At 59.0% G+C, this 293-nt stretch carries 1 protein-coding gene; it reads left to right on the forward strand.

Annotated elements, in window-relative coordinates; translation table 11 throughout:
• The coding region (locus tag J9889_RS21585) for a transposase (RefSeq protein WP_210558127.1) at positions 1-293 on the forward strand (293 nt) is incomplete at both ends.

The following is a 293-nucleotide window of genomic DNA, read 5'->3' on the forward strand; positions in this document are numbered from 1 at the left end:
GACGTTGCTCAACCCCTTACGACGCAAGATAAAACAGGTCAGCGCCGATGGTGCGTATGACACCAAGGCCTGTCATGCGCTACTGAAGAAGAAGGGGGCGAAAGCCACCATACCGCCGAGAAAAAATGCGGCACCGTGGGAGGAAGGCCATCCCCGCAACGAGGCGGTGACGGCGCTCAAGGCCGGTGAACTGAAGCAATGGAAGAAAGACTCCGGCTATCACCAGCGCTCGATAGCCGAGACCGCCATGTACCGGTTCAAGCAACTCATCGGGCCAACGCTGAGCCTGCGGA

Source organism: Aeromonas sp. PrichA-15, from assembly GCF_017939245.1.
Taxonomy (GTDB): Bacteria; Pseudomonadota; Gammaproteobacteria; order Enterobacterales; family Aeromonadaceae; genus Aeromonas; species Aeromonas caviae.